Origin of the sequence: Natronohydrobacter thiooxidans, assembly GCF_001884735.1 — a bacterium.
Classification (GTDB): Bacteria; Pseudomonadota; Alphaproteobacteria; order Rhodobacterales; family Rhodobacteraceae; genus Roseinatronobacter; species Roseinatronobacter thiooxidans_A.
This window is the reverse complement of record NZ_MJAP01000014.1, coordinates 83,605-89,604: the sequence shown is the minus strand read 5'-3', so window position 1 is coordinate 89,604 and position 6,000 is coordinate 83,605. Positions and strand designations below refer to the sequence as shown.

Sequence of the window (6,000 nt, the reverse complement as noted above, 5' to 3'; positions counted from 1 at the left end):
AATATCGTCGCCCGGATAGTCGTAAGAGGACAGCAGCTCGCGGATTTCCATCTCGACGAGTTCCAGCAGCTCCTCGTCATCGACCTGATCGACCTTGTTCATGTAGACGACCATATAGGGGATGCCCACCTGACGGCCGAGCAGGATATGCTCGCGCGTCTGCGGCATGGGGCCGTCGGCAGCGTTCACCACCAGGATCGCGCCATCCATCTGCGCAGCACCGGTGATCATGTTCTTCACATAATCCGCGTGGCCGGGGCAGTCGACATGCGCATAGTGACGGTTCTCGGTCTCGTATTCCACATGCGCGGTCGAAATGGTGATCCCGCGCGCTTTCTCTTCGGGTGCACCATCGATCTGGTCATAGGCGCGGAACTCACCGAAATACTTCGTGATCGCAGCCGTCAGCGTCGTCTTGCCATGGTCAACATGGCCGATCGTGCCGATGTTCACATGCGGTTTATTGCGTTCAAACTTTTGCTTTGCCATGGTTTCGGCACCCTTCGTTGATCTGCCGCAAGACGCGACACAATATGACACGCGCGGCATGTATCCAGCTTGGCAGGGAAAATCAAGCGCGCTTTGAGGATAGCTGTGCGGAATGCCTCAGCTCTCGGAGATTACTTCCACGGTGACCTCGGCCTCGGTCGCGGCCTCTGCCGCTTCTGCCGCGCCCGGCTTGGGGGGGAACCAGTCCGGGTTCGAGGCCAGCCAGTTCTCGATGGACAGAACCGCGTTCTGGGCGAGATTCTGCATCTGCTGCTCGGCCGTTTGGGTCAGCCCTGAACTGACCACGGTTTCGCCGGACAGGCTTTCCAGCACGGTGATGCGATGCGGCGTCTCATTGACCTTGCGGCCAGCCGCGTCATCCCACAGGGTCACGCCAAGGATCAGCACCGATTTCGGTGCGGCCACGACAGGGATGCCCGGCACGGCCAGCACATAGCCATCCACGGACACCCCCAGATGGTAGAGCGTGTCCCCGTCATAGCGCGCGAAGCGGCGGCGCATCTCATCGGTCAGCACCTTCTCCCAGTCTTCGGGTTCGGCCCGGCGCGAGGCAGGCCCCACGGTCGCATTCCCGGCCACCACAATCGCATGGGCGAGGAAGAAATCACCCAATTCGCCGCGCTCGTCGCGCAATTCGCGCCCGCTGGCGCAGGCCGAAAGAATCAGGGCGGTCAGAACAGCAAGGCCCGCGCGGGGGACAGGAAGGGCAGGAAACATCCGCGTCTCTCCGAGTGTGGTTTTGACCCTGTGCTAGCCGATCCGGCGCGAAAGGGCAAATCGCGAGGTTTCAGGCGAAGCGGTTGTCCCGTGGAAAGCCGCGCGGGGCCATCCGTCCGGCGCTCGCGCGCTTGCCCATCCATTCGGTCAGATCGGCCTCCAGCCGGGTACGCCCGGCAGGGTCTTTCCAGGACAGCCCCTCGGCCAGCGTGATCGTGGTCAGATCGGACAGCCCGCCATCCTTGTAGCTTTGCAGCCGCACGCCCTTGCCGCGCCCCATTTCGGGCAGTTCCACCAGCGGGAAGACCAGCAGCTTGCGATTCTCGCCGACCACGGCCAGATGATCGCCCGCGACCTTGCGGCACACATGCGCCCGCACACCGTCCTTGAGGTTCAGAACCTGTTTACCGGTGCGGGTCTGGGCGATGATCTCGTCACCGGGCACAAGGAAGCCATCGCCCGCGGATGAGGCCACGACCAGTTTCACCCCCGGCTGGTAGCTGAAAAGATCCACGATCCCGGCCTCGTTCGGCAGGTCGATCATCAGCCGCACGGGCTCGCCCATGCCGCGCCCGCCGGGCAGATTCGCGCCCAAGAGCGTGTAGAAGCGCCCGTTTGAGCCAAAGAGCACGATCTTGTCGGTGGTTTCGGCATGAAAGGCGAAGCGACCTTCATCGCCATCCTTGAACTTGAACGCCTGATCCAGCGCCAGATGACCCTTCATCGCGCGGATCCAGCCCATTTTAGAGCAGACGACCGTGATCGGCTCGCGCTCGATCATGGCTTCCATCGGCACATCCTCGACCTCGCCCGCCTCGGCGAAATCGGTGCGGCGGCGGCCGATATCGGTATTCTTGCCGAAATCGCGCTGCACATCGCGCAACTGGCTGCCGATCCGCGCCCATTGCAGCTTTTCCGAGGCCAGAAGATCCTCCAGCCCCGCGCGTTCTTCCAGCAGTGCGTCGCGTTCCTTGCGCAGTTCGATCTCTTCAAGCCGCCGCAAGCTGCGCAGCCGCATGTTGAGGATCGATTCGGCCTGCAATTCTGTCAACTCGCCCTCGCCCGGTGCGGGCGGGACGTAATCCTTTTCCGAGGTGGCGCGCGGGAATGTGCCGCCCCAGCGCTCGCGCATCAGCGCGTCGCGCGGGCCCTCGTCATAGCGGATGATGTCGATCACGCGGTCGAGGTTCAGATAGGCGATGATGAAGCCTTCAAGCACTTCCAGCCGGTGGTCGATCTTGTCGAGCCGGTGCTGGCTGCGGCGCGTGAGCACCTCGCGGCGATGGTCGAGGAAGGCGCGCAGCACTTCGCGCAGGCCGCAGACACGCGGGGTCAGCCCGTCGATCAGCACATTCATATTCAGGCTGAAACGGGTTTCCAGATCGGAATTGCGGAACAGCATGCCCATCAGCAGTTCCGGGTCCACGCTGCGGGATTTGGGTTCCAGAATGATGCGCACATCATCCGCCGATTCGTCGCGCACATCGGCGAGGATCGGCACTTTGCGGGTCTGGATCACCTCTGCCAGTTTCTCGATCAGCCGCGATTTCGGCACCTGAAACGGGATCTCGGTGACGACGATCTGCCATTGGCCGCGGCCCAGATCCTCGACCTGCCAGCGCGCGCGCAGGCGAAACGCGCCGCGCCCGGTCTGATAGGCGGCAAGGATCGCCTCGCGGGGTTCCACAATCACGCCGCCGGTGGGGAAATCGGGGCCGGGGATCAGTCTGATCAGGTCGTCATCCGGCAGATCGGGGGTGGCGATCAGGGCAAGGCAGCCCTCGATCAGCTCATCCAGATTATGCGGCGGGATATTGGTGGCCATGCCAACCGCAATGCCGCTTGCGCCATTGGCGAGCAGGTTTGGGAAGGCGGCGGGCAGCACCACCGGCTCGCTCAGCGTGCCGTCGTAATTAGGGCGGAAATCGACCGCGTTTTCGGCCAGCCCTTCGAGCAGTGCCTCGGCGGCGCGGGTCATGCGCGCCTCAGTATAACGGGCGGCAGCGGGGTTGTCGCCGTCGATATTGCCAAAATTGCCCTGCCCGTCGACCAGCGGGTAGCGGACGTTGAAATCCTGCGCGAGACGGGCCATCGCATCATAGATCGCGGCATCGCCATGGGGGTGGTAATTGCCCATCACATCGCCGGTGATCTTGGCGGATTTGCGGAACCCGCCGTTTGACGCGAGCTTCAATTCGCGCATGGCATAGAGGATGCGGCGATGCACCGGCTTGAGCCCGTCGCGCGCATCCGGCAGCGCGCGGTGCATGATGGTCGAGAGCGCATATTGCAGGTAGCGTGACCCGAGCGCGCGGCGCAGGGGTTCCGAAACCGGAGCGGTCAGATCAGGGGTCGCGTCATCATCTTGTGCCATCCCTCACGCATAGCCCCAGAGATGGGTTTCGTCCAGCCCGGATCGTCACGGCAAGTTTACGCCGGGCCGGATAATCGCGCTTGTCGTTGGCAAAATCGCGCGCCTAACTTGCGAAGAAATTCTTCCTGCCGAAAGGGTCAGTCCATGCGTATCATCTCTGTTCTTCTGCTTGCCTCTGTGGCCCTGCCTGCCCATGCCGACACTACGGCGCAGATCCGGGGCGTGACGCTCTCGACGGCGGGCCTGGCGATGATCGAGGCCGAGGGCGCATTGGGCGCGCAGGGGCTGCGCCTGGCGGTGCGGCGCGCGGATATTGACGATTTCCTGAAGTCACTGCGCCTGTCGGACCCGGCAGGCGGCGTGCCGATGCTGAGCATGCAAGGGCCCGGCGGGGTGCAGGACACATTCGACGCCCTGCCCTTCGACCCGAACGCTCTGAGCGATCTGCGCGCGCTTCTGGGCGCGATGATCGGCGCACCGGTGCGCGCAGAGCGGCGCGGCGCCACGCTGGAAGGCGCGGTCATGGGCACGCGCGCGATGCCTTGCGACGGCGAGGGGCAGACGGGCTGCGCGGCACTGACGCTGCGCGACGCTGACGGACGGCTGCGCCAGATTGCGCTCGATGAGGCGCTGGAACTGGAATTCACCGATAGCGCCGACCGCGACGCCATCGGGCGGGGCCTGGACGCGCTGCGCGCCAATGCCCGCGCGCTGGTCCTGGATGTGATGCTGACCAGCAGCGAGGACAGCGCGCGCGAGGTGGGGCTGGGCTGGCTCCAGCCCGCGCCGGTCTGGAAAACCGCATGGCGGGCCGAGGATGGGCCGGAAGGGATTACCCTGACCGGCTGGGCGGTCATCGAGAACACGACCGGGCAGGATTGGGATGATATCTCCCTGACGCTGGCCACCGGGGCCACGCAGGCGCTGCAGGCGCAGCTTTACGACCGCATGCGCGCGGCACGCAAATTCGCCGAGCCGGCCTATGCGCCGATGCCCGCCGCGCCCATGGCGCGTGACAGCGTGGTGATGATGGAATCGGCGATGGATATCGCGCCCACCGCAATGGATGATGGCGCGGCCTTCTCGCGCTTCACCCTCACCACCCCTGTCACGCTGAAGGCGGGCGAGATGATCTCGCTGCCCTTCCTGAGCGAAACGCTGGATGAGGCGCGGCTGACACTCTATCGCGGCGGCAGCCATGAGTCGCATCCGATGCTGGCGGTCGAATTCACCAACCCCCTGCCCCTGCGCCTGCCTGCGGGCGTGGTCACGGTCTATGAGGCCGGGCGCGGCCATGCGGGCGATGCGATGATGCCCGAACTGGTGCCGGGGGCGGTCGAAGTGATCGAATTCGCGCGCGACACGGCGCTGGAGATCCGCGAGTCGGTCGAGGAAGCCAATCGCGTGCAATCGGCCCGGATCGTGGACGGGGTGCTGGTCGCCGAGGACCGGATCGAGCGGCGCACCACCTACCGCATCGACGGGGCGCCGGACCGGGCGACCCTGCTGACCATCGCGCATCCGCGGCGCCAAGGCTGGGAGATGATGACCACAGGCGGGCGCGCGGATCTGGACGAGACCCGGTTCGAGGTCGATGTGCCGGAAGGCAATATCACGGAATTTGCCGTGCTCGAATCACGCATCGTCGAACAGCGCGTGGCGCTTTTGTCGCTGGATATCGAGACGCTGGGCTATTGGTCCTCGCGACTGAGCGATGCGGGGATCAGCGAGACGCTGGGCGCGATGCAGGATCTGCGCGCCGAAGAGGCTGAGCTGCGCCGCGAGATTGCGCGGCTGCAGACGGAGGAAGCGGAACTGATCGCCGATCAGGAGCGGCTGGTGGGGCTGATCGTGCAACTGGGTGATGACAGCCCGGCGACGCGCGAGCGGCGCGCGCGCGTGGATGCGATCGAAGCCGAAATCATGGCGGCGCGGGAAAGCCGCGTGGCAGCAGAGGCGCGGATCCGCGAGATCGACGCGGAGTTGCGCGCGCTCCTGCGCTGATCCGGCCCCGTAGGGTGCGTGCTTGTCACGCACCGCTTGTCAACCACGGGTGCGTGACAAGCACGCACCCTACGGGCACTCACGCGCCTTTTGCTTCCAGCGCCTCAATCCGCGCTTTCAGCGCCTCATTCTCTTCGCGTGCCTTCTGCGCCATGGCGCGCACCGCGTCGAATTCCTCGCGCGTGACGAAATCGCGATCCGCCAGCCAGCGGTCCATCAGGCTTTTGACGGCGGTTTCGGCCTCGGTCCGCGCGCCTTGCGCGACGCCCATGGCATTGGTCATCAGTTGCGACACATCGTCCAGAAAGCGGTTGCGGGTTTGCATGGCGGCACCTTTGCGAGACTGTTTCGCCTTATATGTGACGACGGGCTGCGAAACTCAAGGTTGACTTCCC

5 protein-coding genes are annotated in these 6,000 nt (G+C 64.8%); 1 reads left to right on the top strand and 4 read right to left on the bottom strand.

Annotation, left to right across the window (positions count from 1 at the left end; all coding sequences use genetic code 11):
• The 3 genes from BG457_RS10855 to BG457_RS10845 all read right to left on the bottom strand — a co-directional run.
• The coding region (locus BG457_RS10855) for a GTP-binding protein (protein ID WP_139257687.1) at window positions 1–489 on the bottom strand (489 nt) is incomplete at its 3' end.
• A 117-nt stretch (window positions 490–606) separates the two neighbouring features.
• Window positions 607–1,227 (bottom strand): hypothetical protein, encoded by a 621-nt coding sequence (locus BG457_RS10850; RefSeq protein WP_071797175.1) that lies wholly within the window; start codon window positions 1,225–1,227, stop codon window positions 607–609.
• 70 nt (window positions 1,228–1,297) lie between these two features.
• A complete protein-coding gene (locus tag BG457_RS10845) occupies window positions 1,298–3,601 on the bottom strand; it encodes a DNA topoisomerase IV subunit A (protein ID WP_071797174.1) in 2,304 nt (767 codons plus the stop codon).
• 144 nt (window positions 3,602–3,745) lie between these two features.
• Between BG457_RS10845 and BG457_RS10840 the strand changes: the two genes are divergently transcribed.
• Complete coding sequence (locus BG457_RS10840) at window positions 3,746–5,605, top strand: hypothetical protein (RefSeq protein WP_071797173.1); 1,860 nt, start codon at window positions 3,746–3,748, stop codon at window positions 5,603–5,605.
• 79 nt (window positions 5,606–5,684) lie between these two features.
• Here BG457_RS10840 and BG457_RS10835 read toward each other — a convergent pair whose 3' ends face one another.
• Window positions 5,685–5,930: an accessory factor UbiK family protein gene (locus tag BG457_RS10835; RefSeq protein ID WP_071797172.1), complete on the bottom strand. Its 246-nt coding sequence runs from the start codon at window positions 5,928–5,930 to the stop codon at window positions 5,685–5,687.
• Window positions 5,931–6,000 lie beyond the last annotated feature (70 nt).